General features: G+C 57.3%; 17 protein-coding genes and 4 pseudogenes. 12 read left to right on the forward strand and 9 right to left on the reverse strand.

What is annotated here, in order from left to right:
- Positions 1-41: 41 nt before the first annotated feature.
- Positions 42-2,093 (reverse strand): TRAP transporter permease, encoded by a 2,052-nt coding sequence (locus ACEWFR_RS01970; RefSeq protein WP_374059461.1) that lies wholly within the window; start codon positions 2,091-2,093, stop codon positions 42-44.
- 31 nt (positions 2,094-2,124) lie between these two features.
- Entirely contained in the window at positions 2,125-3,174 is a 1,050-nt protein-coding gene (locus ACEWFR_RS01975) for a TAXI family TRAP transporter solute-binding subunit (protein WP_374059462.1), read from the reverse strand.
- Positions 3,175-3,313: 139 nt separating this feature from the next.
- Here ACEWFR_RS01975 and ACEWFR_RS01980 point away from each other — a divergent pair, with 139 nt between their 5' ends.
- Positions 3,314-4,306: a transposase gene (locus ACEWFR_RS01980; protein ID WP_374059463.1), complete on the forward strand. Its 993-nt coding sequence runs from the start codon at positions 3,314-3,316 to the stop codon at positions 4,304-4,306.
- Between the two features lie 148 nt (positions 4,307-4,454).
- Here ACEWFR_RS01980 and ACEWFR_RS01985 read toward each other — a convergent pair.
- Positions 4,455-5,240 (reverse strand): annotated as a pseudogene (locus ACEWFR_RS01985) (enoyl-CoA hydratase/isomerase family protein).
- A 345-nt stretch (positions 5,241-5,585) separates the two neighbouring features.
- Between ACEWFR_RS01985 and ACEWFR_RS01990 the strand changes: the two are divergent.
- The 4 genes from ACEWFR_RS01990 (at position 5,586) to ACEWFR_RS02005 (ending at position 9,213) form a co-directional block, all read left to right on the forward strand.
- Positions 5,586-5,993, forward strand: coding sequence for an acyl-CoA dehydrogenase family protein (locus ACEWFR_RS01990; protein ID WP_374059464.1), 408 nt, complete (start codon positions 5,586-5,588; stop codon positions 5,991-5,993).
- Between the two features lie 278 nt (positions 5,994-6,271).
- Positions 6,272-7,330 carry a phosphotransferase family protein gene (locus tag ACEWFR_RS01995; RefSeq protein ID WP_374059465.1) on the forward strand — a complete coding sequence of 353 codons (1,059 nt, stop codon included), beginning with the start codon at positions 6,272-6,274 and terminating at the stop codon, positions 7,328-7,330.
- Between the two features lie 219 nt (positions 7,331-7,549).
- Positions 7,550-8,476: an MBL fold metallo-hydrolase gene (locus ACEWFR_RS02000; protein ID WP_374059466.1), complete on the forward strand. Its 927-nt coding sequence runs from the start codon at positions 7,550-7,552 to the stop codon at positions 8,474-8,476.
- A 2-nt stretch (positions 8,477-8,478) separates the two neighbouring features.
- Positions 8,479-9,213 (forward strand): MBL fold metallo-hydrolase, encoded by a 735-nt coding sequence (locus ACEWFR_RS02005; protein WP_374059467.1) that lies wholly within the window; start codon positions 8,479-8,481, stop codon positions 9,211-9,213.
- A gap of 56 nt (positions 9,214-9,269) precedes the next feature.
- Here the strand turns inward: ACEWFR_RS02005 and ACEWFR_RS02010 are convergent, their stop codons facing one another.
- A complete protein-coding gene (locus ACEWFR_RS02010) occupies positions 9,270-10,247 on the reverse strand; it encodes an MBL fold metallo-hydrolase (RefSeq protein ID WP_374059468.1) in 978 nt (325 codons plus the stop codon).
- Positions 10,248-10,909: 662 nt separating this feature from the next.
- Here ACEWFR_RS02010 and ACEWFR_RS02015 point away from each other — a divergent pair.
- Positions 10,910-11,164 (forward strand): annotated as a pseudogene (locus ACEWFR_RS02015) (IS630 family transposase); the annotation flags it as partial.
- A gap of 37 nt (positions 11,165-11,201) precedes the next feature.
- Here the strand turns inward: ACEWFR_RS02015 and ACEWFR_RS02020 are convergent.
- Positions 11,202-12,389, reverse strand: coding sequence for a CaiB/BaiF CoA transferase family protein (locus tag ACEWFR_RS02020; RefSeq protein ID WP_374059469.1), 1,188 nt, complete (start codon positions 12,387-12,389; stop codon positions 11,202-11,204).
- A gap of 159 nt (positions 12,390-12,548) precedes the next feature.
- On the reverse strand, positions 12,549-13,325 hold the full coding sequence (locus tag ACEWFR_RS02025; protein WP_374059470.1) for an IclR family transcriptional regulator: 777 nt from the start codon (positions 13,323-13,325) through the stop codon (positions 12,549-12,551).
- A 927-nt stretch (positions 13,326-14,252) separates the two neighbouring features.
- On the opposite strand from ACEWFR_RS02025, the gene ACEWFR_RS02030 reads away from it, so the two are divergent.
- The 5 genes from ACEWFR_RS02030 to ACEWFR_RS02050 all read left to right on the forward strand — a co-directional run bounded on the left by ACEWFR_RS02030 (position 14,253) and on the right by ACEWFR_RS02050 (position 21,888).
- Positions 14,253-15,482 (forward strand): thiolase domain-containing protein, encoded by a 1,230-nt coding sequence (locus tag ACEWFR_RS02030; RefSeq protein ID WP_374059471.1) that lies wholly within the window; start codon positions 14,253-14,255, stop codon positions 15,480-15,482.
- Positions 15,482-16,912 carry a zinc ribbon domain-containing protein gene (locus tag ACEWFR_RS02035; RefSeq protein WP_374059472.1) on the forward strand — a complete coding sequence of 477 codons (1,431 nt, stop codon included), beginning with the start codon at positions 15,482-15,484 and terminating at the stop codon, positions 16,910-16,912. The genes ACEWFR_RS02030 and ACEWFR_RS02035 overlap by 1 nt, the downstream gene beginning before the upstream one ends.
- Before the next feature lie 397 nt (positions 16,913-17,309).
- On the forward strand, positions 17,310-18,449 hold the full coding sequence (locus ACEWFR_RS02040; RefSeq protein WP_374059473.1) for an acyl-CoA dehydrogenase family protein: 1,140 nt from the start codon (positions 17,310-17,312) through the stop codon (positions 18,447-18,449).
- A 369-nt stretch (positions 18,450-18,818) separates the two neighbouring features.
- Positions 18,819-19,874 (forward strand): TAXI family TRAP transporter solute-binding subunit, encoded by a 1,056-nt coding sequence (locus ACEWFR_RS02045; protein WP_374059474.1) that lies wholly within the window; start codon positions 18,819-18,821, stop codon positions 19,872-19,874.
- Between the two features lie 7 nt (positions 19,875-19,881).
- The gene (locus tag ACEWFR_RS02050; RefSeq protein ID WP_374059475.1) at positions 19,882-21,888 is read left to right on the forward strand and encodes a TRAP transporter permease; all 2,007 of its coding nucleotides are present in this window, start codon (positions 19,882-19,884) and stop codon (positions 21,886-21,888) included.
- 1,221 nt (positions 21,889-23,109) lie between these two features.
- Here the strand turns inward: ACEWFR_RS02050 and ACEWFR_RS02055 are convergent.
- A complete protein-coding gene (locus tag ACEWFR_RS02055; protein ID WP_374059476.1) occupies positions 23,110-23,244 on the reverse strand; it encodes a hypothetical protein in 135 nt (44 codons plus the stop codon).
- Positions 23,245-23,329: 85 nt separating this feature from the next.
- Positions 23,330-24,383, reverse strand: a pseudogene (locus tag ACEWFR_RS02060) (IS630 family transposase).
- A 269-nt stretch (positions 24,384-24,652) separates the two neighbouring features.
- Here ACEWFR_RS02060 and ACEWFR_RS02065 point away from each other — a divergent pair.
- Positions 24,653-25,069, forward strand: a complete 417-nt coding sequence (locus ACEWFR_RS02065) for a cupin domain-containing protein (RefSeq protein ID WP_374059477.1) — start codon at positions 24,653-24,655, stop codon at positions 25,067-25,069.
- Between the two features lie 67 nt (positions 25,070-25,136).
- Here the strand turns inward: ACEWFR_RS02065 and ACEWFR_RS02070 are convergent.
- Positions 25,137-25,772: pseudogene (locus tag ACEWFR_RS02070) on the reverse strand (IS6 family transposase).
- Positions 25,773-25,911: the final 139 nt, after the last annotated feature.

The raw sequence follows: 25,911 nt of genomic DNA on the forward strand, positions 1-25,911 counted from the left end.
ACATAAAAACTTGTGTCCCGAATGACGACGGAACGGCTACCTCAGTTTCGCGCGGGATCGATGATCGACGGCAGTCGGTCGGTGTTCGAGAGGAACGCGACGAGGATGATTAGCGCTCCAGCAGTAATCTGAACGGGTAACGGGCCGAACAGGGCACCGAACGTAAGAATCATGTAGAACGCACGATGTCCGTAGCCGAGCGCATTGACGCCATCGTATCCAATGGTCGAGATAACCAGCGACGTAATACCGAATAACACGAGCGGAAGTGCGATTACCGTCTCCGGGAACGACCAATAGATGAGACTGTCATTCGCGATAAATGTGAAGGGGATTAAAAACCCGGACGCGCCGATTCGGAAGGCCTGAACACAGGATTTTGTAAAATCAGATTCCGCGATGCTCGAGCCGATGGCGACGGCGACCGCTACCGGCGGCGTGATTGCGGACAGCATCGCGAAATAGAATACAAACATGTGGGCCGTGAGATCCGGAACCCCCATCCGGGTCACACTCGGAACGACGAGCATTACCACCAAGATATACGCAGCTGGGGTCGGCATTCCCAGTCCGAACAGGATGCTCATGATCATCGCAATGATCAGTAACAGGAGCAATATACCGCCAGCCAGCGCGACCATCTGCAGACTAATTTTCTGTGCAAGTCCAGTCTGCGTGATAAATACGAGGGCGACGCCGAGAGAGCCCAGTATACCGACCAGCGGGGCCATCTCGACGGCGCCCTGTTTCAACCCATCGATGGTGTCGATGGTCGTGTCAACGACGGTGTCGACGGAAACCCCATCTACGTACAGGTTTCGGAGGTAGATCACCGGAATCATCGTGAATATCGTATACATCCCGGCTGCAAGTGGCGTGAATCGGAGGATAATCAACGTATAAAGCAACACTGCAAGCGGGATCGCAAAATGAAGTCCTGTGAGGAACACGGTCCAGTCGAACGAAGTCGTTTCTTCGGTCGTCCACCCGAACTTGAGGACGAGGAGATAGACTGCGACGCTGACACTGAAATAAAACAGCAACGCCGGGATGAGACCTGCCCGAATGACACTGACGTATGGTACGCCGACGATGTCTGCCATCAGGAACGCCGCGACGCCCATGACCGGCGGAAGAATCTGACCACCGCTCGATGCCACCGCCTCGATCGCCGCCGCAAAGTCAGCGCGGATGCCCTGTTCTTTGATCATCGGGATCGTGAAGCTGCCTGTCGTTGCAGTATTCGCCGCGGCGCTGCCGGTAATCGATCCCATGATCATGCTAGCGATCACCGCGATTTGGACGACGCCGGTGTGCAGGCTCGTTCCCATTTCGCGGCCGATGTTGAGAACGTAGTCGAGTGCACCGAACGCCTTGGCCATCCCGGCAAACATGATGAAAATTGCGACCCACGTCGAACCGACGCCGAGGATGAACCCGTAGGTGCCGGTGAGACCGATTGCACCGTGGCGCGCGACTTGCTCCCAGTTCATTCCGGTATGCTGAAAGATTCCGGGTAGCCACGGACCGACGAACGCGTAGATCACGGACAACACCACTACAGACGTGATCATGTTCCCGAACGCCCGTCGAGTAGCATCGGCCACGAGCACGATGATGACGAGTCCGACGATGTGGTCTACCATCGTATAGCCATACAACGCGGCATCATATTGCAAATTTGCGTAATTGTATTCGATATAGCCAGTCGCAGCTGCCGATGCGATAGCGAAACTGAACGCGATGACCGGATCGATCCGAGCGTACTTGGATTTAATTCGTTGAGTAATCCCAGCGATAGCAGCGAACGCGCTCGCTCGCCCTGTAATCGAGCGTAACCCTATTTGCTCCGATTGTTGTGTTCGTTCACTCGTTTCGTCGTTGCCGAAGTGCTTTTGAACTTCTAATAAGTAAAATAGTGTTAGACCGACGCCAAGAAATAGATTGGAATAACGAAGCCGTTCCATCGGATGTGCGTACGCGTAGTAGATAGTGAACAGCGTAAGCGACACTCCGATTATATATATAATACTGTTAAGTAATGATTCACCGTTGCGGGGCAGTATCGATATTCTTTCTTTGAGTTCGCTCATTGTCAGATATTCAATTTAGCAAATGACGATCCTATTCGTTGACCTCGCCGCGTTCGAATTCGTCCCTCCAGAGGCCTTGTTCCTCGTAGAAGTCTGCGGCAGCGGGATGGAACGGAACACCGTCGTACATCCGTGTCACCCACCACTCGTCCTCGAGGAGGTACTCTTCGTAGACGTGCGTATCGGCCATCGCCTCGCGGTTTTCCCACATCACATTGAGCATCTCGTATACCGGGTCGTATGGAACCCCGTCGTGAGTGCAGTAATTGTATGGAATATTGATCGCGACGGTCGGATCTGGAACGTATGCGTATCCCTCGGCGAGGTCCTCCGATAGATCGAACTCTTCGGCCGGCACGAGGGAATCGTCTCCTATTTCTTGAACCGCATCGTTTGGCCAGCCAAGAATCCGCGTGTCAACGGTTTGTTTCATCTCTTGGATCCAGGAGGACTCGAAGTCAAAATTCGAGATTGCAATCGTTGCGACGTCGAGTTCGCCTTCCTGCATGGCACTGGACTGTGCGCCGAACCCATAGCTCACTCTTTCGTAGTCGTCGACGGCGTAATTGAGGGCCTGCTCGAGCACCGGTGCCGATCCGGAACCACTCGGCGTTGGGGAAACCTTACTATTGGATTCAATGTCTGTTACTGACTCCCACCCGCTATTCGATGTTACAAATAACCACGCGAGGTCCGAGTGGTGAAACAATTGCAGTGGCGTGAAATCGATCGCGTCGTAAGGTTCCTTCCCCTCCATGATGAGCTGGGCGCTGTTGTGCTGGAAGTATCCGATGTCTGCCTCGCCTCTATTCATCATTCCAACATTATCGTCGGTCCCACCGCTCGGTCGGGCATCGATAAATACATCTTCCGTGTTCTGATTCACCGTTCCAGCGATACCTTGACTCGAGGCATACGTCCCGGTTTCCTCCCCAGAAGAGACCATCACGAGTTCGTTGTCTCCTCCAGCAGTATCTGCATTGAGACACCCACCCAGGAATCCGACTCCTGCGACACCGGTCGTACCAATAAATTCTCGTCTATTGACTGTACGGTATCGTACCATGACATTAGCCACCATTACCCAATCATATATAGTCTTTCGGGGTATTCGTAGAACTCAGTGGACGTACGTTCCGACCACCTCGGTTCCCACTTATATTATGAGGGAGTCATAGAACGGTTACCATACGAAAGAGCAGGGTGAACGCTGAGGTGGCATGTACTCAGCGACCCTGCAAGATGATCCTTCGGTAGAATCGTTCTTCAATGTCGTGGAGAGGGAGACGGTCGCGTTGTTTGAGCATCTCTCCTTCGAGTTTCTCGACGAGTTCGACGTGTTCGCCCCGGCGGAGACGGGGCGAACAGGAGAGCACGAACCACCCGAAATGATGCATGGTTTCCTCCATTGCTACTACCACGACATCTACGGGATTCGCCCCGTTGAACGAGAACTTCAGAACACGGTCGTCTGGCTGAGCTATGGCTTCGATCGACCACCGTCGAGGGACGCGGTCGATCGCTTTCTCACTGCCCTCGAACACGTCGTTGATGAAGTCTTTGGTCGGCTCGTCGAGCAGGCCGCCCGCCGCGGCCTGCTCGACTTGACATACTGCATCGATTCAACCGATGTGAGGGCGATGCCCGCCGATCAAGACGCCTCGAAATGCTACGATCCAACCGCTGAGGAGTACTACCACGGTTACGGCTGCACGATCGTCTCTACCGGGCAAAAAATCCCGATTGCAGCCGAGTTCACCGAAAGCAAACAAGCACCAGAGGAGACGGCGATGCGCGTCACGCGTGACGCGCTCGCCGTCGACAAGCCGATCTGGATGGTCGGTGACAGCGCCTACGACACGCTCGATTGGCACGACCACCTGCTGGCCGCAGGGGTCGTGCCAGTCGCACCGTACAACGCGCGAAACACCGACGATCCGAAAGACATCGAGTACAGGGTCGAAGACCGTATCGAGGAACACAGCGAGGACGTTCAGCTCAAGCAATCCATCTTGGACGAGACGTACAACCGCCGCACGGGGGTTGAACGAACCAACGAATCAGTCAAGGACTGCGGCCTCGGGCGTGCGTTCACCCGAGGCCGCGTCCACGCACGAGCGCAAGTGTTCCTCGCACTTTGTCTGCGCCTCGTGGTCGCAATCACCAACTACGAACGCGGAGACAATCCGGGGAGTACCGTGATCACGGTGTGAGAATTCTTCTATGACACCCTCACTTATATTATAGTAACCATTACTTCGAGGATGACAAGAACCGCGCTGATACCCGCCATCGTTCTTTTCTAGATAAACGCCCACGTAATGGTGATCCCGACAGAAAGATTGCTTCAGGTGAGCTTTCTCACTGACCGTCCAACTCGGGCGATCGTTTGTTCAAGAAAGCCTTAACCTCTCCTCGTGATCCTCGGTCCCGAAGATAACTCCCTGTGAAACCACCTCGTCGGTCATCGCTTGGCTGAGTGATTTATTGCTCCCCTCACTGAGAAGTCATTTCGCGTGTTTCAACGCAACCGTCGGTCCGATCGCGATCGAAGCGATAATCACGTCTGCTCGTTCGTCAAACTCGTCTCCCGAGAAAACGTGATTGAACAATCCAATATCGGTCGCCTCCTGTGCGTCTACGATCTTTTCGGTAAAGACGAGTTCCTTGGCGAGGTTCTCACCGACCAAGCGCGGTAACCGATGTGATGTCCCAGTATCGACGCCGAGGCCGACCTGGCGAAAGACGAAGCCGATCAATGCGCGATCACTCGCGAGTTGCAGATCGCACAATATCGGGAGATTTGCACCGGCTCCGACGGCTTGGCCATCGGTTTTGGCGATTGTTGAAAGAGAAAATTCACCGAGTTGTTTCATCACTCGGTTCGTCGACTGCATGAGACCCTGGATGTGATCATCGATCGCACGTCGTTTTCTATCGATTCCACCATACTGCTGATGTCGCCGCGAGCAGAGAAAGCGTCCCCTGCCCCTTGAATGACAAGACAACGGGCGTCGCTTTGTCCTCGAGTACGCGTTGTAACGCGTCGGCGAGTTCTTTCGAGAGGGCATTTCGCCGGTCGGGACCATTTAGCGTCGCAGTTGCGATACCGGTATCGATATCTAGTCGTACTGTATTCTCAGTCAACTATTACCTCTTCTCGCCAATTTATGTAATAGTTACTACGGTGGAAGTCGACTGACGCTCACTCAGTTCGTCTCATAGATGTATCGACACGAGTTGCAGTGGTATCTCTCAAGAGAACGCTTTCATCTCGCGCCACTCTATAACTTCCTAAGGGCATTATCATAGGGGGCAAGTAAATGGGAATGAAAGGTTCACGATAGATATTATCATCCGATGGGTCGAAGCCAGAGGAAATATACATCGGATCGTCTCGTCTCGGACAGCCTCCCGTAGTTCGAAGATCGTAATTCACCCAGGTTCCAAACAGGACATCGCTAGCCCTGTCCAACCGTCACGATTATATACGTGAACGCGATCGACAGGTTCGCCGTTACGGGTTGTGCGATGTTGACCGGAGGGGCTGACCGGGCAGTCGAACTCTCTGCGGAACACGGAAATGAACGGAAACAGTACGGTCATCCGATCGGTCGGTTTCAGGCGATCAAACACCGAAACGCCGATATGTGGATCGACATGCAAAGCACTCGATCGCTGGTCTATTACGCCACATGGGCGCTCGATAACGACGAACCGGACGCAGGGCATGCCGTCGCTGCGACGAAGTCCTTCGCGGCAGATCGCCTCCACCGGGTCTTCGGCGACGATATGAAAAACCACGCGGGATGGGATTCACCTGGGATCACGATGCGCACATCTACCTCAAACAAGCTAAGAGCTGGCACAATTTCCTTGGCTCCCCGAATCGTATCGTGATCGACTCATCGAGTTGCGACTCGCGGCGCGTTCGGAGTAGACGCGCCAGCGGAAGTCCCTTTCCCTGGAGTCGTTCTCGTTTTATCGACCAGACCGGTGAGTGCGACTGGCAACGGATAGCGATCAGTATAGTACGCCAACTGGCAGGAACGTCAACTGGTAGTTGACCGACGGTCAGCTGCCGTAACACCGCGGTTTCACCGCTGGGAATCGACTTCGGGATCATCCCTAGCCCTATAAGGTCATTTGTCTACAGAGTAGTATAGACGTTGTCACCCATGACGAACCCGAACTACTTCGACCGGCTGATCGATGAACCTGCACTGCAACGGTACCTCGAAACGACACTAGGTTCTGCAGACGAGTTTGACATCGACTATCATCGCGAGGGAAAATCCAACGAGACGCTCTTTCTCGACTGGGGTGACTACGATCTCGTCCTCCGTCGACCACCCGCTGGAGCAACGGCTGAATCCGCACACGACGTGCACAGGGAATACCGAATCCTGGACGCACTTCAGGAGACCGACATTCCGGTCCCTCAAACAGTGGCGAGTTGTGACGATCACTCCGTTATCGGCGCGGACTTCTACCTGATGGAGCGGTGTCAGGGTACCGTCCTCAGAGATGAACCCGAACGGTTCGCGACACCCCAGTACCGCCGGGCCCTGTCGGAGCGGTTCATCGAAACGATCGCTGCGATCCATACCGTCGATACGGCAGCGGTCGGTCTCGATGATCTGGGCCATCCGGATGGGTACACCGAACGACAGGTCGATCGGTGGACTTCGCAATTAGAGTGGGCGTTCGAACGCACGGAAACGGAACGATCGATTCCGTTACTTTGGGACGTCGCCGATTGGCTTGCCGCGAACGTCCCGGACGAATACGATCATACGCTCGTTCATGGTGACTACAAGCCCGATAACGTCATGTTCGGCCCGGAAACGCCACCGGAACTCACCGCCGTCTTCGACTGGGAACTCTGTACTCGAGGGGATCCGGCAATGGACCTGGGCTGGCTGCTGGTCTATTGGCCCGACGAAGGTGACCCAGAATACGGGAGTTCGGCCCTCCCGCAGTTCCTCACTCGCGACGGGTATCCGACGCGACGGGAACTCGTCGAACGCTACGAAACTGCCACCGGGAGGGAGTTCGAACAACAGCGGTTCTATCGGACGTTCGGTGTTTTCAAGATGGCCAGCGCCTGTGAGATGATGTACCGCCGCTATCTCGAGGGGAACGCCGACGACGAGTCGTACTCCAAGATGAAAAACCGAGTGCCGGATCTCGCTGAACGAGCGTACCAGATCCTCGATGGGAACGAACCGCTGTGATAGCGCTGTGGGGACAACGACGACTCAGCGGTATCCGCGAGCGATTATCGAGTCGAGTTTGACATGCTCGGTACGGTTCGACATGTTCTCGACTGTACGCCCTCTATTGTGGAACTGGTCCGTTCGATCGCTCGCACCGACACCTCATCGAGACGTTCGGAGGACCAGTGAATCACCCATCCAATTTATATATATCCGCGTACCATACAAGCGCAGACCATGGCACAAACAGTGTCCAACCCAAAGTATCGGGAGATCAAGGACGGGTTCTACTGGACTCAGGAGTGCCTGCCGCTGGGCACCCTGAGTGAACTCGACCGGTTCGACATGTCGAAGTGGATCGGCGCCGACGAGGAAGTTCACGGCTGCCAGAATGCTTATCTGCTTGACGGCGAGCAGAGCCTGCTGTTCGACACATTAACCCAGCCGAACGGTGACCAGGTAGTCGATTTGCTTGACGACTTGCTCGACGGCGATGACCTCGACTACCTCGTCATCTCCCATCCGGAGGCCAACCACGCGGGCAACACGTTCACCATTCTCGAGGCGTACCCGGAGGCGACACTGCTCGTTCCCGGCGAAGCGGCGGGACACGGCACCGGCCACGGAACTGAGCACGAGTTGTACCACATTGCGACTGACACTCCGGAGGATGTCTCCGAACTGGCGAACGAGATCCGATACATCGGTGACGGCGACACCGTCGATCTCGGCGGGTATACCGTCGAGTTTCACAGGCCCGTCGTGGCCGACCACTCGTTCACGCTATGGATGACCGAGCACACCACGAACACGCTGTTCACCGTCGATTGGATGGGCTTTCTCCACCAGAGTTCGAACTGCGTGTCATACGTGCACGAACTCGACCGCGAGGTCACGGTTGAACAGGTATTCCGGTTTCACGCGCTCGCATTTCCCTGGCTCCGCTTCTCGGACGTCGAGGCGATCGAGAGGGGCGTCGCAGACGTGAGGGAACGGTTCGATCCCGACATCGTTGCGCCGGCCCACGGGATGGTAACGACCGAGAATCCCGGCCAGTACATGGATCTGTTCACCGAGGCGGCGGCATACCTCTCCGAGGAGGGTGAGCACGAGAACATGCAGAGCAAACTCGAGTACATTCTGCGGCCGCCGACGGAGGCGTAACGATGGCGAGAGAACTCGTCGATGACGTTCACTGGATCAGGAACTGTCATCCGGACGATGGCCGCCACCTTCACATGTCTGAGTATCTGCTCCGGGATGGAACGGACACGATCCTCGTCGACTCGGGGTCGAGTCACTACCGTGAGGAGATCATCAGCGAGGTGAACCGTCTCACCGACGGTGGCGGGCCCGACGTGGTATTGCTCACCCACTCGACGCTTCCCCACACTGAGAACGTCCCCGCGTTCGAGGACGAGTGGGGAGAAACCGAGACCATCGCCGCTACGGGGCGATTTCCCGAGGTCGTCGGCCTGCCGGATGCCGAGGTCCGCCAGTTGAACCAGCCGGTCGAATTCGCCGGCCGGCCGTTCACCTGTATCCATCCGTTGCTCACCGACGTAACGGTTTCTCAGTGGGCTTACGACCACGAGTCGGGCGTCCTGTTCACGGCGGAGGCGTTCGGACACTACCACGACGCCGAGAATTGCGGGCAAACGTCCGCCGAGATGGAGGGCGGCATCCCCATGGAGCACATCGACGATTTCTACATGGACAAGCTACCGTTCGTCGATTTCCTCGACCGTGAAAAGCTCGGAGACGCCTTCGAGATGCTGTTCGACATCCTCGACGTGACGTACGTCGCCCCCATTCACGGCACCCCCGTAGCAGCTGAGGATATCGACGACTACGTCGACGACGTGATGCAGGCGCTCGACCCCCAGTCGGTCGATTCGTAATATCCGAGCGAACCGTCCGCAGGGAAATTTCCGGGACTACGGCGTGAGACAGGAACTTACTCGCGCTCTTGTGTGTCAACTTCGTACCGTTTAACACCATCTCTTTCGCTGATTACAACGCGATTCTCGTCCTCCAGAAGGTCGAAGTGGCCGATCACCTCCGACATGCCGGAGAACATTTCAGTCGCCGGAAGATTCGGAAACATCTCCGTCATAATCCGATACGCTGTCGTCGGCTCACGGTCGGCTATGAGATCGAAGATCCGTTCTTTCCGATCTTGATGGTGGGCGATCGTCTCTCTCGCCCGGTCCTGAAGAGCGAGGATCGGTTCGCCGTGGCCACCGTACCCCACCGCACCCTCCCGCTCGAGTATCTTCCGGAGCGACTCGAGATAGGTCGGCAAACTCCGTGTTCGCTCGTCGTCAGAGCCGGGGACGAGCGTGAGTAGCGGGTTCGGCGTGATATCGGGAAGGACGTGATCGCCGGTGAACATGATATCTTCGGACGCCGCGAGGTAACAGATCGAACCGGGGGTGTGGCCCGGGGTAGAAATGCACTCCAGATCGATCCCGACGTCGATAACGTCTCCGTCAGCTATTTCGTGGGTGACCGTGACCGGATCCTGGTAATCGGTGTACGGTTCCGGCAGTTCGAGTACTGTCTCGACCGTGTCCGTCGGCATCCCCATCGACAGCAAGAAAGGTCGGAAATATGCCCGTTCCGTTTCGAAGTGTCCAATGGGATCCGACAAGCGCCCGACGGCATCCTCATGAGCGAATACGGATGCGCCCGACTCCTCGACGAGTTGGTCGACGAGCCCGAAGTGATCCATATGTGGATGGGTGATAAGTATCCGATCGATGTCATCGATGCTGCGGTCGATACCGGCGAGCGAACGGTTTAGTTCCTCGTAGGCTTCGGTGGTCGCCGGTCCGGGGTCTATGACAGTCAGGCCGTTTTTGAGGATGAGGTAACAGTTCACCGGGCCGACGCCGAACGGTGTCGAGATCGGAACGCGTTCTATCGCATCCATAATAGTGATAGTCAACCTGATGGCTTATAATGCCTCCCGTCACGAGCGGTCCAGCTGTTGCAGTTCCGCATGGACTGACCGAGATACACGATTTCTCCGACGGTGAGTCTCTTGTCGATGGCTATGGATCTCTGAGTGCCATCGCTCGAGGAGGAGGAGCAATCTTCACCACCTGTAGTGGCCGTTAGAATTTTCTACTCGTTTGCCGTCGTTGACTGTAGTGATCATCTCGTCGAGATTCCTGTCGATAAATTACAAGACGCTCTCGACAGCCTGGAAGGAAAGAAGCCGACACAGCGGTTATTCACAGCAATAGCATTCAAAATCGGTCGTGCACAGACAAGACTAGCCGAGCGGTACGACGTTCAGCGACGACCGATCTCTCGTCGACTCGAACGACTCATCAGTCTCGAGTCGCCCGAGTCGGCCGTTACTAATATTCCCTCTATTCAGAAGAGATAAATAAGAAATAGTAATAAATATCCGAAAAGCTGCCCATAAATTACTCGGAAAGTCGGGATACTGGTTACGTGCCGTGCAGAAACTACATGTTTGTCCGCAAAACTCTCTGGAACGGCGACGGGACGTGTCTCTCGGCCACGATTACCGAGGACAAGGATCGATACCTCTCTCTCTCTCTCTCTCAATTTTGATATGATTCTGAAGAGGACTCAACCGTGGTTCTGGACGGTGTACCGTACTTTCAAGCGTCGGCTGTCACAGATTCGCGGCTCATGACAATCTCGCATTTGTCACGTTACCGGCGCGTTCACCCGCACCACATCCGGTCGAGGAATACCGTGGACAGCTCCACTCAGCGCTTTGCAATCGATTCTGTGATACACAATCTGAATTCACAACAGCGATCGATACTGCTCTTACTCACCCACTTTATACCAAGGGTGAGCAATTATTTCTACTGCCTACTATTGCTGTTGTCGACTAGACTCCCGGTCATCCTTCGGCGAAGACAACGTCCTGTTCGAACAGGTTCACGATTTCACGCTCGGTGTACGAGAGCGTCTCGAGGATGTCGACCGTGTGCTCTCCTTTTTTCGGCGGTCGAGAGGAGAACGTTCCGTCGTGGATCGCCGAACGAAACCTGAATGGCAACGCGGGCGTAACGACCTCCTCGTCGGCTTCCGGATTGTACGAATCGACGAGCATCGAGCGGTCGGCGACGTGGGGATCCGTGTCCACGATGTCGCCGACCGTCCGTACTGCGCCGGTCGGGACGCCGGCGTCCATGAGCCCCTTTTCGAGTTCGATCTGGTCGTACGGCTCGAACTCGGTTGTGAACTCGTCCTTGAGGACGTCGCGGTGCTCGAGCCTGTCATCGATCGTCTCGAAGCGCTCGTCCTCGAGCAGGTCTTCACGGCCGAGGAAGTGACAGAGGCGCTCGTACATCGCTTCCGAGAGCGTTGCAAGGTAGACGTACCCGTCTCCGGTTTCGAAGACGCCATTGGGCGCGCTGCCGATCCCCTGTCCGCCTGCGCGTTCGGGCAGCTCTCCGGTCCGGTCGTACCGCGAGATCCAATAGGACATCCACGACACGGCGACGTCGAACAGCGAAATGTCGATTTCGGTGCCCGATCCGCCCCGATCCCGCTGGCGAACGGCAGCTAGAATCGCGTACGCAGCATTCGCTCCCGTTCCGCAATCGATCAGACTCGCACGGATCCGGACCGGGGGCCGGTCGAGATAGCCCGTGGTTGCCATTAGGCCCGAGATCGCCTGGACGCACGGGTCGTATCCGGGATACGAGCTATAGGGCCCGGTTCGGCCGAACCCCGAGAGCGAACAGTAGATGACGTCTTCGTTTCGCTCGCGCACCGACTCGTAGTCGAGATCGTACTTTTCGAGGACCCTTGGACGGAAACTCTCCACGACGATATCGGCTTCGCCGACCAGTTCTGTGACAATCGCGTGTCCCTCGTCGGTTTTCATATCGACGCAAACGCTTTCCTTGCCGTGATTGAACGGGGTAAACATGCTTCCCCCCATCAGATTCCGGAAATTGTCGCCCGACGGCGGTTCGATCTTGATCACGTTCGCACCCATCTCCCCGAGTAACTGCGTACAGACCGGGCCGGCTATCGACTGAGTGAGGTCTACGATGGTAAGATCATCTAACGGTTGCATACGAGTGGCGATCACACCGGATTGAGAAAGACTTTTTGGGAACTGTCCGCACCCGCTGATGATCGTCCGACGACTATCGTTTCGCACTCGCAGTACGTTCGAGACGGTTCGTACGAGCAGTACAGCGTATCAGCGCCGGAGGGAGGCGGTCATCCGTAATCAGGAGTACGTGAGATTCAACTCGATTTCGTTAACGGCGCTTAGCATGACGTCCGGAATCTCGTCTTCGAACCGCTCGCTGTGCATTCGATGGCTCGGTCCGGCGACGGCGAACGCCCCGAGAACGTCGCCCTCCGGCCCTCGCAGGGGAACTCCAACGGCGTGGAGTCCGTCCGTACTTTCGGCTTTATTGAACGCGTACCCTCGACCGCGGATCGTCTCGAGTTCCTCGAAGAGTTCGGATTCGGTTGTGATCGTCGACTCCGTTGCGGCCGGCAGTCCGTGTCGGGCGATTATGGCTTGCACACGTTGTTTCGACAGGTTGGCGAGGATCGCTTTTCCGCCCGAGACCTGGTGCATATAGAACCGCGTTCCGAGTCGGGCGCGGCTAGAGACGCCCTTCTGTCCTGACTCTCGGGTTAGTACGACGGTGCGACCGTGTTGCTCGGTCGAAAATTGAACCGTTTCACCGGTTCGGTCTGCAAGTTCTCTCACCTTGGACGTGATCTGTTTGATGCCGTCGAACTGGCAGAGCGCATATCCACCGATATCCAGGAAATGAAAGCCAATTCGATAGCTGCCGTCGTCATTCACGACGTAATCGTGCTCACGTAACGTGGCCAGATGTTTGTGGACCGTCCCCTTTGACACGTCAACTGTCGAGGCCAGTTCCGAGACGGTCGCTCCATTTTGCCGTTTTAATTCGGCAATTATCTCAAGGGTAGTTTCGACGCTCTTGATCCGCGTAGTCGACGAACCGCTTCCGTCTGGGGACATTATCCAATAAATGGTTGACAATGGGAAAAAGTTTACCCATTCGAAATTGATGCGGACTCTCTTTCGTTTGTCTGACCACTACGACGAAGCACTCGAGAGAACACGGCCGCCGTTCCCGAGTGGAACGTCAGAGTGTAGCGCCGCAGTCGAGAACGACGATATCACGATGATTTACGTTTCACAGGCTCGAGAGTAGGTCATGCTGTTACTACTTCGCGGTTCGCTCTTTTACAGTCGATTTCTCGTCGGTACTCGTTTCGTAATACGAAATAGTTGCCGTGCTCCGAACACTTCTCTCGTAGCTGGTGAAGAGGAGCACGCTGTACGAATGATACGCCGAAGTGGCGGCTAAATTATTCCTCCTTCTTTCGTTGCAATACTACGCACACTCGGGGGGACAGTTCTGCGTCCCTGTACCGTACTCAGAGATATTTAGATCTGCTTTACAATGGTACGGCAGTAAACACAGTCCGCATTGTGACCGGATCGATGTTGTGAGCGGATCGGGGTTATACGACCGTAGTGTTGTAAAATGAGGCGCATCTATATCGCTTACCGGCCGTAGTTATAAATTGACTGTAAAATCACGATTCGTGTACCTAACACTTTGGAGGGGGCTTCGAATTACGAAACGCCGCTTCAGATAACTTCCCTTCTCTCCGTTTTGTATCCTCGGTTCCATTCCTCACTGGATATTCCTGATCTGATGGACAATTTCAATATAGTAGCAAAAAATCCCGTATATACTCCCATTTTCAGCGCACGAGTGCGACTTCACAATGGTGTTTTATAGACTTGCGATGGCTGGTGCACGAAACTTCGGCTCCCATTGAACGGCTACTCGTCGAGTCGAAGTCGTCCGTTCTCCAGTTACTCGGATGCGGACAACGGTGTACTTATTTCGTGCCGATTGGTACTGATATGCGTATGCCAGACGCCTACTTAGTCGGTGCAGGACAATCAGACTACGGAACATTTCCCGATGAGAGCTACCGCTCATTGTTTCGAACGGCGTTCGACGCCGCAGTAGAAAACGTCCCAAAGGGGTTCGAGACGGCCGATGTCGATGAAGCGTTCATCGGCACACTCGGCGTCGGTGGCCGTCAGCTCGGTCTCTCCGGGCCGGCGGTGACCGAACACGTTGGCCTCGACGGCGTCCCCTGTACCCGCGTCGAGAACGCCTGCGCGGCGAGCGGCTTCGCGACCCGCCAGGCCGTCCAGGCGGTCAAATCCGGCATGGCAGACGTCGCCCTCGCGGGCGGCTTCGAGATTATGACGGACATGAGCTCGGATGCAACGAAGTACTGGCTCGGCGTCTCCGGCGAAACCGAGTGGGAGCGCCTCTCCGGGACGACGTTCTCGGGCGTCTACGCCCAGATGGCTAGCGCACATATGGAAAAACACGGGACCACGCGCGAACAGCTCTCGCGCGTCGCCGTCAAGAACCACTCGAACGGAGCGAAGAACCCGCATGCTCAGCTCGGGTTCGAGTGCTCGCTCGATGACGCCCAGTCCGCCCCGGTCGTCGCGGACCCGCTCAACCTCTATCACTGCTGTCCGACTTCCGACGGAGCTGCTTGTGCGCTGATCGTCAGCGAGGACGTCGTCGACGAGTACACGGACGTCCCGATCCGGGTCGCCGGCGTCGGTGCCGGGAGCGACACCGTCGGGCTCTTCCAGCGCGATTCGTACACCGGCATTCCAGCTAGCCAACGCGCCGCCGAAACCGCCTACGAGATGGCCGATGTCAGCCCCGCCGACCTCGATTTCGCGGAGGTTCACGACTGCTTCGCGATCGCCGAACTGCTCGCCTACGAGGATCTGGGCTTTTGCCAGAAAGGGGAGGCCGGCCAGTTCATCGAGTCCGGTGCGACTGAACTCGACGGTGACCTCCCCGTAAATACGTCGGGCGGGCTCAAATCGAAGGGCCACCCGATCGGTGCAACCGGCGCGGGCCAGGTCGTCGAAGCGTTCAAGCAGCTCTCTGGAACAGCCGGCGAGCGACAGGTCGAGAACCCGACACGCGGTCTCACGCACAACGTCGGTGGAAGCGGCGGCGCCTCGGTGATCCATATCTTCGAGCGCGAGGAGCAACGCTCCTCGAGTTCCTCGAGCGGACATCGTCCGCGAGAGAAGGAAACGGAGGTGAGCGCGTAATGGCCGCCATTACCGCCGTCGGCGCCTACGCGCCCCGTTTCCGCATCACCGCTGAAGAGTTCGCAGAGGCCTGGGGTCACTTCCAGGCGTCCGGTATCTCCAAGAAGGCCGTTCCCAGCGCCGACGAGGACGCCCTGACGATGGCCTACGAGGCCGCAACCCGCGCGATCGAAGCCAGCGGTTTCGATGCCGCGGAGGTGGACTGGCTCGGGTTCGCGTCCTCGAGACCGCCAGCGGCCGAAGAGGACCTCACCGCCCGACTGGGTGCGATGCTCGGTCTTTCCTCGACTACGGCGAGACAGACCTTCACGGGCAGTACACGCGCCGGGACGCGAGCTCTCTGGGCCGGGATGGACGCGGTCGAGACTGCGGCCGGCACGGCCGTCATCGTTGCCGCCGACGCCCCGCACGGTGATCCGGACGACGAGATCGATCACGCTGCTGGCGCCGGAGCCGCGGCGTTCGTTCTCGAGGCGAATGGACCCGCTGAGCTCGTTGACCGTGCGGAGTACGCCGCGCCGTATCCGGGCACGCGATTCCGCAACACTGGCGAGGACGAGACGCAGGGACTCGGCGTCACGCAGTACGACCGGCAGGCGTTCACCGAAACGATCGGCGGCGCCGTCTCCGGGCTCGAAGTCGAGTCCGGACCGGAGGCAGCAGCCATCCAGGCACCGAACGGGAAACTGCCCTATCGCGCCGCGGGCGCGGCTGGGGTCGGCACCGACGAGATTCAGGCCGCCGCGACGGTCCACGAGCTGGGCGACCTCGGTGCCGCGAGCGTTCCCGTCTCGCTCGCCGGCGCGCTCACGGGCGGCTACGAATCGATCTTGGCCGTTTCCCACGGCAGTGGCGCCGGCGCGGACGCCCTCCTCGTCACCGTCAGCGGCGACGTTCCCGCGAAGATTGCTATCGAGAGCGACGATGCCATCTCGTACGCCGACTACCTGCGCCAGCGGGGCATCGTTACGTCGGGACCGCCGTCGGGCGGTGGCGCGTACGTCAGCGTCCCATCCTGGCGGCGCTCGCTCCCGCAACGGTATCGGCTCGAGGCGGGTCGCTGTCCCGAGTGTGGTGCGCTCGCGTTCCCGCCGGAGGGTTCGTGTGACGACTGCGGCGCGCTCGCCGAGTACGATCCCATAGAACTCCCTGGCGAGGGAGTTATTGAAGCCGTCACGACGATCTCACAGGGTGGTGCGCCGCCGGAGTTCGCTGCCCAACAGTCGCAGTCGGGCGACTACGCAGCCGCGATCGTCGCCCTGGAGGCCGAAACCGATAGAGAGACCGTCAGCATTCCAGCGATGGGCACCGATGCGGATCCGTCCGCGTTCGCCGTCGGCGACCGAGTTGAGACGACGATCCGCCGAATCTACACGCAGGAAGGCGTTACGCGATACGGGTTCAAGATTCGCCCGTCGGATGACGAGTAACGACGGGAAAAATACGGCGTCCTATCGAGCGGCCGTCCCGACTTGAAACCACGTTCACCGTTTCGAATGCGAATATTTGTCGACACTGTCGTGTCGAGATCGCCCCCTCGAGACTCGGCGTCGGGACGGACTCGAGACTCGGCGTCGGGACGGACTCGAGACTCGGCGTCGGGACGGACTCGAGACTCGGCGTCGGGACGGACTCGAGACTCGGCGTCGGGACGGACTCGAGACGAGACGGAGGGTCGAAGAAGGCGACGCCAGCCCAACGGATATCGACGAGACGATGACGATCGGATACCGCAGTCTGATGGGGCCGGTCGAGGGAATACGAGAGGGTATTCGTCATACTGATTCGACTCGAAACTACTTTCACCCCCGTCTAACGAGTACCTGTATGGCATTCAGTCTGTCCGACGAGCACGAAGCCATCCGTGCTGCCGTTCGTGAGTTCGGTGAAAACGAGATCCAGCCGGTCGCGGAAGAACACGACCGAGAGGGAAAATATCCCGAAGAGTTACGACGAACAGCCGCGGAGTACGATTTCGTCGCACCCAGTATACCAGTCGAGTACGGCGGCGCTGGCATGGACAAGCTCTCGAAGACGATCGTTACCGAGGAGCTGTGGCGAGCCGATCCCGGAATCGGATCCGCGGTCGGCAGCGCGGGATTCGGGACCAACATGATCGTCGAATTCGGCGACGATTGGATGAAAGAGGAGTGGCTGCCGAAGATCGCAAGCGGCGAAGTCGCCTCCTGTTCCTGTATTTCTGAGCCCGCTCATGGATCGAACGTTTCGGGTATCGAGACCGTTGCCGAAAAAGACGGCGACGAGTACATCCTGAACGGAAACAAGATGTGGATCACCAATGGCACGGTCGCTGACATCGGTGTCGTCATGGCGAAGACGAGTCCGGGAGAGCGCCACCGCGGTATCACCGCCTTCCTTCTGCCGATGGACACCGACGGCATCTCCACCGAGAAGATCGACAACAAGCTCGGTATCCGCGCCTCCGACCTCGCAGAGGTCGTCATCGACGACGTTCGGATTCCCGAGGAGAACGTTATCGGCGAGGTCGACGAGGGGTTCTACCAGCTCATGGAATTCTTCGCTTCGGGCCGAACCAACGTCGCTGCACAGGCCGTGGGCGCTGCGACGGGCGCGCTCGACGCTGCGGTCGAGTACGCTAATCAGCGCGAACAGTTCGACCAGAAGATCTCCGAGTTCCAGGCCATCCAGCACAAAATCGCCGAGATGGCCACCAAGGTCGAGGCGGCTCGCTCACTGACCTACCGCGCCGCAACCGAGGTCGAGCGGAACAACCAGAACGTCGCCGCGCAGTTCTCGAGCATGGCGAAGTTGTTCGCCAGCGAGATCGCGGTCGAGGTCGCGGACGAGGGAATTCAGGTCCACGGCGGTTCGGGCTATGTGACGGACTACCCCGCCGAACGCTACTACCGCGACGCCCGCATCACGAAGATCTACGAGGGAACGAGCGAGATTCAGAAGAACATCATCGCCGATCAACTCCTGTAACCGTCCGCTGTGAACGCCCGTTGTCGGTGCACGCTCGAGGTGGAACAGTATCCTGTCCCGTTTCATCTCGCTGTGTTGTCTCAGTAAGGCGGATGCAGTAACGAGACGCTCAAACTGAAACCGAAAGCGGGTACTGCTGTAGGGGTCTCTGAAATGATTTACACACTAATCGCAACGCAATCATGCGATTAGGTGTGCAGTGACTTTCAGTGGTTACTATAGACGTGAGCGTCCGATCCGACTGGACCGTTCTCGACTGATTTCCCCGAGCGGCGTGAAGAAAGGATAGAGACACGACAACTATATCGGTGCTGAAGGCCTCCACCGTTTCCAAAGATTTAATTGGGAAGAATACACCGAGTAGTGTGTATGACTTCCACGAGAAGACGGGATATTTTGAAAGTAGCAAGTGGTGTCGGTGCCGCAGCGCTGGCCGGCTGTCTCGGCGGCAGTGGTGGAATGGCATCGTTGAGCGTTGGCATTCCGGGTGCGAGCTCGACGACCGGTGCGGCGAGCAACTCTTTCCAGCGCGTCGTCAAGGACCAGTCCGGCGACACCGATCCGGCCGGCGAGATTCGCTGGCAGAACCAGGATACCGGCGGCGACCCGCCGAGTCTTCGTCAGTTCTCACAGGGGAACCTGCAGGCGCTGACCGCGGGGAACTTCATCGTCGCCTCCGCTCAGGAGGACAAGGAACCGTTCGCAGAACGGTCGGTGGAGACGCTCCCGCAACAGATGTTCTCCATCACCTCGCTCCACATGCACGTGGTTTCCGTCAAGGGGTCAGGTATCCAGACGACCGACGACCTTGCCGGGAGCAACTTCTGGCCGCTGCCGCCATCGTGGGGACTGCGTCAGCTGGCCGAGACCGTCTTCTCGAATGCCGGTCTCTGGAGCGAACTCCAGAACTCCGACTCGATCGTCAACGCGGACACGGGCGACGTCGCCGGCCTCATCGAGGAAGGTAACATCGATGCTCTGGTGGCCTACGGCGCTGGTTTCCAGAACCTCGCCGGCTGGGCGACCGAGGTCGACGCGCGTGCCGACCTCCAACTCGTCGAGTTCACTGACAGTTTCGCCGAGGCCGCGAACGGCACCCGTGGGACGAGCCACAGCGAACTCGACGTCTACGGCTGGCAGCAACAGAGCTTCGACACCGACAAAATGGACGTCTACGGTGCGGACTTCCAGTTCTGGCTCGGTAACGACACCTCCCGCGACGTCGGCTACGAACTCGCGCGGATCAGCAACGAGCACACCAAAGCGATTCAGGAGGGCCAGCCGGCGTACCTCGATCACAGCGACGCCGAGACAATGGCCTCGCTGTATCTCGAGGACCTCCCAGTCCACCCCGGTCCGTACGACTACCTCGAGGAGCAGGGTGTCGATATGAGCGCATACACCCGCGGCGAAACCAGCGAATAGAGCGCCCATGAGCGAGACCAAGAGCGAACCGCCCGTCTGGTCGCCATTTGATCTCCGACGGGAGCATCTGCTGAACAACCTCATCACCGTCGTAGCCCTGCTTTTCTGGGCGCGGGTGCTGTTGTACGGGCTCACTCAGGAGGTGCCGCGGGCAAAGTACGGCGCCGCCTTCCTCGCCGGTGGCGTCCTCATCTACACTCTCGACGAACTCCGCAATCTCGACGGATCCGACCGACTCGAGCGCCTCGGGCTGTGGATCTGTGCGCTCGTCGGCGTCGCCGTGCCGGCCTACGTGTGGCTGCATTACGAGGTACTCGAGACCCAGCGAATCGGCTACGCCCTGGGCTACGAATACGCCATCGGCGGCCTGTTCGGGCTCGTCGTCCTCTATCTGACCTATCGGGCGTTCGGGGCCGCCTTCGCGGGCGTCGTGATCGCTTCCGTCCTCTACGCCTACTTCGGCAACCTCATCACCGGACTGTTGGGTCACGGGGGGGTCGCTTTCGAACAAATCATCAACGTTCTGTCGATGGAGTTCGACGGCTTCTTCGGCTCGATCACGCAGGTCGTCGCCGTCAAGGTCGCGCTGTTCCTGCTCTACGCGGGGCTGATGCGCGGCTACGGTGCGTTCGATCTGATCATGCGCCTCTCGTTCCGGACGGCAAAGTACCTCCGGTCGGGGGTCGCCCAGTCGGCGGTTATCTCGAGTCTGATCGTCGGCTCGATCAACGGGGCGCAGACGGCAAACGCCGCGATGACCGGCTCCTTTACCATCCCATTGATGAAAGAAAGCGGGATGAAATCCGACTCGGCCGGCGGGATCGAGGCCGTCGCCTCCGCCGGCGGGCAGATCATGCCGCCGGTAATGGGTGCGGCTGCGTTCGTCATGGCCTCGCTCATTCCGGGACTCGGCTACGTCGACGTGCTCATCGCGGGCATCATTCCGGCGGTGGTGTTCTACATCTCCGTCGCAATCGGCGTCCACTACATGGCGGTCAAACAGCTCCCCGAGGGCGGCATTAATATCGAAGGTCGACTCGAGGATCTGGACGATGGATATCACCCGCTCATCGAGGCGATCCGCTTCGGTGTTCCCTTCGCCGTGTTGCTGTACACGCTCGGGATCGCTCAGTGGACGGTCATTAGTTCCGCGCTGTACACCTGTGGGGCGATGGTGCTGACGGGCACGGGGATCCCCCTTCTGCTCAGCGTCGCCGACGGCGACGCGGACCCGATCGAAACGGTCCGCGACGCCGCGAACAACACGGTCTCCGGATTCAAGTTCGGAGCCGTCGCCATCGCGCCGATCGCAATCATCATCGCGGCAGTCAACGGGATCGTCGACTTGCTGAACGCGACCGGTCTTCCGGGCAAACTCTCGCTCGCGATCGTCGGCGTTGCCGGCGGCGTCCTGCTATTCACGACTATCCTCTCGATGGTCGTCTGTCTCATCCTGGGACTGGGGATGCCGACCGTGGCGGCGTACACCATCGTCGCGCTGTTGATCGCGCCGACGTTGACCGGCGAATTCGCCATCGACCCGGTCGCTGCTCACTTCTTCGTGCTCTACGCGGCGATCCTTTCGGGGATCACGCCGCCGATCGCTATCGCAGTTGTGGTTACGACCGGCATCGCCAACTCGAACTTCTGGAAGACTGCGGTTGAGGCACTGAAACTCGGGTTTCCGCTTTTCATTCTCCCGTTCTCGTTCATCTACAACCCCGAAATCGTGACCGGTGGACTCACCCTTGCGACCGTCAGTTCGGGACTGATCCTTCTGCTGGGTGCGGTCGCGATCATCCACGGTCTCAACTGTGCGCCTCGCCCCTTCGATATCTCGGCGCCACTGAGCTACGGCATACGCGCAGTGTACGTTGTACTCGGCGTCGTCGCGATGGTGTGGCCGTCGCTGACGCCCCGTATCGGTGCCGCAGCGGCCGCGATACTATTCATCGTGGTCCAGTCGAGGATAGCTGAGACGCCCAACGTCGGTTACGTTGCCGAAGGCGATTAACCAGCTCGCGGTACTGTTTTCCGATCGACCCGACCGATCGTGGTAGACCCCATCGGAATCGCACTCTTCGCGGAGTACCCACAATTTCTCCACAGTCGACTCTCGTGTTCGCCCCACGTCGTCATTGACCAGTTGCAAGAACTGGTACTCGAAGCCTGGGACAGGGCTATGGCCGACGGCAACTTCGACGATATAACCGAGATTCCGTGGCGGTCGCCACACGAGAAAGTGGTCGGTGAGGAGAACCAGATTCAACACATCGTTCTCGCTCACAGCGGCCGGTCGGGCGTCGCTCCAAACACGATCAAGGCAAAAACGTCGCCGTTGCCGACGAAATCGCGGTCGATGGGATCTTCTGGGGATCCCTTTATCGACTCATGGAGTGACCGTTCCGATCGAGCCGATTCCGATTCCCGGTTCGTTTCTCGAGTGCGATGGCTTTCTCAGTGCACAATTTATAATTAGATGTGTCGACACCACATAATGTATGCGACCCACTGCCATCGAAGCTGTTTCGGGTCGCTATCAACGGCATTATTCTCGAAAGCAATACCCACCAGTATTGTATATATCATGCAATAAATATCGGTACTAAGTGAATGTTTTATTTTATGGTATTCAGTGATATAATTTCCACTCGATAGCTGCGTTACGCCGCTGAATCCGCACAGAACACGATCTACCGGCTGATGAGTTTCTCGTGATCGACTCGATTATCAGACTGCTTGTTCGCGGAGGACGAAGCGATCAGAACAACGATACCGGTCGAAATCGAGCCGAAAAGCGGTTTATCCACTCGAGATGCGTATCGATCGCTTCCGGAACTCGTGAGTGGGCGGTCGGGCGAATATTCGTATGTGAATTGGGATATTCAAACAGTACTATGTTAGTCGAGACCGTGTTGAGCTTTCGGTGGAAACGTGCCAGCCGAGGAGGGACAAAACGAACCAGTGACCGATTCGACACAGAATTAATAACTATACTTTCATATATGAAACGTGTTATTACCGGTTGAAGAATACAACTCGAGTCCGCATCGAAACGGATTGTTCCGGTGAGCCGACAGATAGCACCGACGTAGTCCGTGAAACCGGCGCGTTGAAGCGGGAACCCTCGCTCTCTGCAACGCGAGCGACCGTCTCTGCTATCAAGCGTACTGTCGACCACTGAAACTACGATCCGTCTAGCGATTCACCACGGTCAGTCATATGGAATACCGGATCAGCGGAGCATACTTGCGAGCAACTCGATGTATTCTATGAACGAGGGGGTTGGAGTTCCGGGCATGTAGATCGGGAGATCAGGCTGCTCGAGGCGGACGTTGGTAATCGGATCTCTGTATTCGGTTCGTTTCATAGACTAGATTCGAGTTGGAGCTATTTATACTTTCACAGACGTAGCTTCTGTATAATACACCAACAATCGTTATTGACCACTCTATTCACGGTACCAGATGGCACGATGTCTCAGTCCCCCGCCCGAGAAATAGTAGACAGTAGAAATAATTACTCACTCTTGGAACAGAAAGTTGAGCAAGTGCGGTATCGACCGCCGTTGGTAACTCGCTAATTGAGTCGAAGAACCGATTGCTGAGAGCCGTTTGTAACTGTCTCCAGCACCTTCGACTGGATTGTGTTCCGGCGAATACGCCGGTAGCGTGACGAAGGAGAGGTCGTCACGGGCCGCCAGGTCCGTGACGGCCGACGCCTGAAAGTACGGTGCTCCATCTAACACAATGATCAAGTCATCTTCAAACTCTTGGCATGATACAAGAATGAAATGTTTTGCGTGATTGGCGGTAACGTACTCTTCGAACCGAGAGAAAAAGCGATCACTGTCCTCAGTGATCGCGCCCAAAAGACACGTCCACTCACGTTGTCCAAATAATTCGACAGACGGCCGCGTGCCGCGCGGAAACCACGCGGCACGCGGTTCGACTTGGACAGATTTCCTGGTTTGATCGATACAGACTACCGTGGCGTCCATCTCCCGCCGCTTTGTTTGAGATTCTCACGGAACGCTTCTTGCCCATCAGCATCAGATTCGGCGGCTGTACGGCGAGGTTTTTGATAACGCAATCCCGCTTCCTTGAGCAGTCGCCGACAGCTCGGGATTGAGTACTCGACATCGTAGGTCTCGTCGAGATATTGCTGGACGAGCGCCGGCGTCCACGCCGGCGCGTCAACGCCAGCTTCTTCGGGAGATTCATGGACGATCTCTTCGAACTCTTTTTGCTCTTGTTCTGAAAGCTTTCGTTTTCTCCCAGATCGATGAGCATCAGTAACAGCCTGCTCAATCGACTCATCGGTGTCGAGTCGCTTGAGCCAGCTATAGATCGTCCGGCGCTGAACGCCGTACCACTCAGCTAGTTCAGTTTGCGTAAGACCGTTTTTGTACGCAATTGCTGCTAAGAGCCGTTGTGTCGGCTTCTTTCCTTCCACATTGTCGAGGGCTGTTTGTAGTTCCTCGACAGAGATCTCGTCGAGATGCTCCACTACACTCAACAACAATATCTGAGTAAAAAGCTCTAACGGTTACTATAGTGGAACGGGTCATGCGTTTTAGCGGTAGCGGTGAGGCTGTCAGTGCCCACGGAGCCACCGAAGGCGGCGAGTAGGCCGGGGTAGTTCAGAGCATGAAGCACGTCGAAACGCAACGCCGTACTTTTTCAACTGTCTCTGAACGCCGCTACGAGACGGTCCCGTGATAGAGCGTCGTAGCGATCCAAAACTTATAGTCTCCCAAGCTAATACTTCACATGGGTATGGAGTACACTGTTGTCGATAGCGAGGATGTACCGCTCACTGACCTCTCTGAAGTCGACGAAATGCCGCCGGATCTGGACATTCGGGCCGTTGACGAGGAGCTCGACTGTCAGAATACTGCGGTGAAGATCTGGTACTTCGACGAGGGCGAAGAGATCGGATATCACGCGCACACGGAGCAGGAGGAACTCTTCTACGTCCTCGAGGGGACGTTCTCGTTGAAACTCGGCCGCTCGGGCGAGGAAGAGTTCGTCGAGGCAGACGAGGGGACCTTCTGGGTCGCCGCGCCGAAGATCGGCCACGGCCATCGCTGTATCAGTGATGATGGCGGCGCTGTCCTTGCGTTCGGCGCGCCACCAGTCGACGACCCTGGCCGTGATCCGCACTCGATTTCTGACGAAGAGATAGACGGCTGACGGCCCGTGAAACCGGCTGTACCGCCGCTGAATCTCACTCAAATTTTCGGACCTAACGGGGCCGTGTTCAGTTTCGTTGATTCCATACGTACGCGTAGCGCTGGAGCCAAGTTTCGGCAATATTCGGTTCGGCGTATCTGAAGCAATTTCCGAGCTGGTAGGTTCGCTGTTTTACTTCTTGAAAGAGATGTTCGACGGCGTTCCGATTTTCGTGCGTCTCGTGACGAAATCGGAGGCCGTGTCGGTTGCGTGCAGCTTTCAGCCACGATCCAGAATCGACGAGAAACACGGCGTCGTCGACGTCGTGTTTCTCGATGAGTTCAGAGAGAAAGATCGAGGTAACACCCTCTTTTCCCGTCGGAAACAGCCTGAAATGGAGAAAATCGATTGTTTCGGGATCGACAGCAACGTACAGCCAGTAGCGCTGATCGTCGAGATGGATCACGGTTCTCGTCGAGCACGATCTGATCCGGCTGGGCACCGTCTGTCGGCTGTACGTCGGCCTTTTGGACCCAATTGTGAACAGTCGAGCACGCCCGTTCGACACCAAGTACTCTAAGATAGAGACAGTATCCAAAAGTGATGATTCACACAACAGGAGCTGGATACTGAGTTCCATGAGTTCGAGCGGTGTCTGCTCGCGCTCCACAAAATCCAACTCGATCACGATGCTAGATCCGTCGAGGCGGTCGAATTCTGGCATAGCACAACGAATTCCACCGCCTCACTCCGTCACACTCTACTCTGAACAGCGCCCTGGAACGGTGCTGTGGGATAGTAGTATTAGCTGAGTAACCGGAAGGGGCGGGACGATTCCAGTCAGACGGTGTTGCCGTGGCTCC

Source organism: Natrinema sp. H-ect4 (assembly GCF_041894845.1).
Classification (GTDB): Archaea; Halobacteriota; Halobacteria; order Halobacteriales; family Natrialbaceae; genus Natrinema.

Bases quoted from the DNA above. Each gene is read 5' to 3' on its own strand.
- ACEWFR_RS01970 (WP_374059461.1), bottom strand. From the start codon at position 2,093: ATGAGCGAACTCAAAGAAAGAATATCGATACTGCCCCGCAACGGTGAA.
- ACEWFR_RS01975 (WP_374059462.1), bottom strand. From the start codon at position 3,174: ATGGTGGCTAATGTCATGGTACGATACCGTACAGTCAATAGACGAGAA.
- ACEWFR_RS01980 (WP_374059463.1), top strand. From the start codon at position 3,314: ATGTACTCAGCGACCCTGCAAGATGATCCTTCGGTAGAATCGTTCTTC.
- ACEWFR_RS01995 (WP_374059465.1), top strand. From the start codon at position 6,272: ATGACGAACCCGAACTACTTCGACCGGCTGATCGATGAACCTGCACTG.
- ACEWFR_RS02000 (WP_374059466.1), top strand. From the start codon at position 7,550: ATGGCACAAACAGTGTCCAACCCAAAGTATCGGGAGATCAAGGACGGG.
- ACEWFR_RS02005 (WP_374059467.1), top strand. From the start codon at position 8,479: ATGGCGAGAGAACTCGTCGATGACGTTCACTGGATCAGGAACTGTCAT.
- ACEWFR_RS02010 (WP_374059468.1), bottom strand. From the start codon at position 10,247: ATGGATGCGATAGAACGCGTTCCGATCTCGACACCGTTCGGCGTCGGC.
- ACEWFR_RS02020 (WP_374059469.1), bottom strand. From the start codon at position 12,389: ATGCAACCGTTAGATGATCTTACCATCGTAGACCTCACTCAGTCGATA.
- ACEWFR_RS02025 (WP_374059470.1), bottom strand. From the start codon at position 13,325: ATGTCCCCAGACGGAAGCGGTTCGTCGACTACGCGGATCAAGAGCGTC.
- ACEWFR_RS02030 (WP_374059471.1), top strand. From the start codon at position 14,253: ATGCCAGACGCCTACTTAGTCGGTGCAGGACAATCAGACTACGGAACA.
- ACEWFR_RS02035 (WP_374059472.1), top strand. From the start codon at position 15,482: ATGGCCGCCATTACCGCCGTCGGCGCCTACGCGCCCCGTTTCCGCATC.
- ACEWFR_RS02040 (WP_374059473.1), top strand. From the start codon at position 17,310: ATGGCATTCAGTCTGTCCGACGAGCACGAAGCCATCCGTGCTGCCGTT.
- ACEWFR_RS02045 (WP_374059474.1), top strand. From the start codon at position 18,819: ATGACTTCCACGAGAAGACGGGATATTTTGAAAGTAGCAAGTGGTGTC.
- ACEWFR_RS02050 (WP_374059475.1), top strand. From the start codon at position 19,882: ATGAGCGAGACCAAGAGCGAACCGCCCGTCTGGTCGCCATTTGATCTC.
- ACEWFR_RS02055 (WP_374059476.1), bottom strand. From the start codon at position 23,244: ATGAAACGAACCGAATACAGAGATCCGATTACCAACGTCCGCCTCGAG.
- ACEWFR_RS02065 (WP_374059477.1), top strand. From the start codon at position 24,653: ATGGAGTACACTGTTGTCGATAGCGAGGATGTACCGCTCACTGACCTC.